Genomic DNA, 2,852 nt, shown 5'->3' with positions numbered 1-2,852 from the left:
AGCCCGCGAAGAAGGCCACTCGGTTTCAGATGGAAACCACGAAGAACGACACGATCAACGCCAAGCCGGCAAACCACATCAGCGACCGCAAGGCAGCCCAGTCGGCCAGGTAGCAGATGATGTAAAGCAAGCGGCTGGTGATATACATCACCCCCAGCACATCCTGGGTCACCTGCTCTGCATTGCCCACGATATCCGCCACAAGCACCGCCGCAGCAAATGCCGGAAACGCTTCGTAGCCATTCTGCTGCGCAGCATGGGCACGCCGTGGCAGGCCCGACAAGGTATCGAGGAAGGCTCGCGGATCGTGATTGTCCTTGAGGCCGAAGCGGCCACTGCTCGCCTTGGCGATCAAGGCACAAAGCGGGTTCAACAGCAGCGCAATCAGGATGCACCACAGGGCAACAGTCATGGACAGGACTCCTTGTTCAGTCTTCAGGTCAAAGCTTCATTACCAGCATGCCGGCCAACACCAGCCCGCAAGCTAGGAGTCTCGGCCCGCCAAAAGGTTCTTTGAGGTAGCGCATACCCAGCACCACCACCAGGATCACGCTCAACTCCCGCAGAGCCGCCGCCTCGGCCACTGACCCCAGGTGCATGGCCCACAGCACCAGGGCATAGCTGAACAATACGCAGAACCCTACCGCCAACCCAAGGCGCCATTGGGTTCGCCAGAACAGTACGAATGGCGCCCGCCGCGCGACGCTCGCCAACAACGGGAATTGCCAGGCGCTGAGCAGGGTCAACCAGACCAGGTAATCCCACGGTTTGCCCCACAGGCGCACGGCCTGGCCGTCGAACCAGGTGTAGCAACCAATGCACAGGCCAATCAAGGCAACCACCGGCAGCATCGACCATGGCAGCCGGTCACCGCCGCCGCCCTGCCACAACAGGCAGGCCATGCCACAGGGGATCAACAGGATACCGATGATCTGCTGCTGGCTCAGCGATTCCCCGGCAAAGGCCAGGGTCAGCCCCAGCACCACCAGCGGTGACAGCCCGCGCATCAGAGGATAGACCAGCCCCAGGTCGCCCACGCGGTAGGCCTGGATCAGCAGATAGCGGTACAACTGCTCAGCCAGTGCCGAGGCTACCAACCAGGGCCAGATTTCAGCAGGCGGAACATCGACAAAGGGCACCGCCAGCACCGCGAAGGCCAGCGCTACCGTGTCCATGCTGGCAATTACCAGCAAGCGCTCGCCACTGAATTTGATCAAGGTATTCCAGGTTGCATGCAGCAGGGCGGCAACCAGCACCAGAGATGTTGCCAACACGCCTTCTTATCCTTATGGCTTTTCATGGCTGTGAATATATAGCGTTCAGGGGGGCTTTGTGGGAGCGGGCATGCCCGCGAAGAATGCAACTCGGTGTATGGCACCGGCTTTGCCGGTGTTCGCGGGCACGCCCGCTCCCACAGGGTAACCAGTGCAGACTGTCACGGGAACGATTTGGACTAATTCGGTCAAACCCTGTGCCCCGAACCCCGCGCCAGGTCATCAAAGAACTGCCCGAGCCATTCGGGTTGAGACTTGGAAGCCACTGTCACAGGATTCAGGATGCTTGAACTCGTTGCCGCGTTTATTTGCCTCACCACCCTTCTTACCTATGTCAATTACCGCTTCATCGGCCTGCCCCCCGCTATCGGCGTGATGGTTACGGCGCTGCTGTTTTCCCTGATATTGCAAGGCCTGAGCGTTATCGGCTTCCCTGGCCTGGAAGAACGCGTCGAAGGGCTGATGAACCAGATCGACTTCAACGACCTGCTCATGCACTGGATGCTGGCGTTCCTGCTGTTTGCCGGCGCCCTGCACGTCAACCTCAGCGACCTGCGCAGCTACCGCTGGCCGATTGGCCTGCTGGCCACCTTGGGCGTGCTGATCGCCACCGTGGTCATCGGCTACCTGGCGCATTGGGTGTTTGCCCTGTTCGGCTGGCAGGTGCCACTGATCTACTGCCTGCTGTTCGGTGCACTGATCTCACCGACCGACCCGATTGCCGTACTTGGCGCGCTGCGTACTGCCAATGCGCCCAAACCGCTTAAAACCACCATCGTCGGCGAGTCACTGTTCAACGACGGTACGGCAGTCGTGGTATTCACCGTGCTGCTGGGCATCATCCGGCTGGGTGAAACACCGAGCATGACCGACACGGCGATCCTGTTCGCCCGCGAGGCCATTGGCGGTGCGGTGTTCGGTGGCCTGATCGGCTATGCCACCTACCGCATGATCAAGAGCGTCGAGCAGTATCAGGTGGAAGTCATGCTGACCCTGGCGCTGGTGATCGGTGGTTCGGCAATGTGCTACGAGCTGCATGTGTCGGCGCCGATCGCCATGGTGGTGGCCGGCCTGATCATCGGCAACCTGGGGCGCAACCTGGCGATGAATGACATGACCCGCCGTTACATGGACGGTTTCTGGGAACTGATCGACGACATGCTCAATGCCCTGCTGTTCGCATTGATCGGTCTGGAGCTGTTGCTGCTGCCGTTCAACTGGATGCACCTGGCGGCTGGCGGCGTACTGGCACTGGCAGTGCTGCTGTCGCGCCTGCTGACCGTGGCTCCGGCGATCGTGCTGCTGCGGCGCTGGCGTCCGGTGCCCAAAGGCACGGTGCGGGTGCTGACCTGGGGGGGCCTGCGCGGTGGCGTGTCGGTGGCACTTGCGCTGTCGCTACCGCTGGGCGAGGAACGGGACCTGCTGCTGTCGATCACCTACATCGTGGTGTTGTCGTCGATTCTGGTGCAGGGGTTGAGCATTGGGCGGGTGGTACGCAAGGTCAGCGCCCAGCCTTGAGAATGCCGGGGCCGCTTTGCGGCCCATTCGCGGGTGAACCCGCTCCTACGGGATCGCGTC

Annotated in this window: 3 protein-coding genes; 1 reads left to right on the top strand and 2 read right to left on the bottom strand. The window is 61.4% G+C overall.

The features are described 5' to 3' along the window. Positions 1-25: 25 nt before the first annotated feature. Positions 26-412: an MAPEG family protein gene (locus tag ACF8EF_RS13105; protein ID WP_176683081.1), complete on the bottom strand. Its 387-nt coding sequence runs from the start codon at positions 410-412 to the stop codon at positions 26-28. Positions 413-440: 28 nt separating this feature from the next. Further along, entirely contained in the window at positions 441-1,274 is an 834-nt protein-coding gene (locus ACF8EF_RS13100; protein WP_176683080.1) for an EamA family transporter, read from the bottom strand. A gap of 282 nt (positions 1,275-1,556) precedes the next feature. Between ACF8EF_RS13100 and ACF8EF_RS13095 the strand changes: the two genes are divergently transcribed. Next, positions 1,557-2,792 (top strand): sodium:proton antiporter, encoded by a 1,236-nt coding sequence (locus ACF8EF_RS13095; RefSeq protein WP_176683079.1) that lies wholly within the window; start codon positions 1,557-1,559, stop codon positions 2,790-2,792. The last annotated feature ends 60 nt before the right edge of the window (positions 2,793-2,852 follow it).

This window comes from Pseudomonas sp. zjy_15 (assembly GCF_043101865.1).
Lineage (GTDB): Bacteria > Pseudomonadota > Gammaproteobacteria > Pseudomonadales > Pseudomonadaceae > Aquipseudomonas > Aquipseudomonas putida_Y.
The sequence above is the reverse complement of the archived record's forward strand: the minus strand, read 5'-3'. Positions and strand labels throughout refer to the sequence as shown.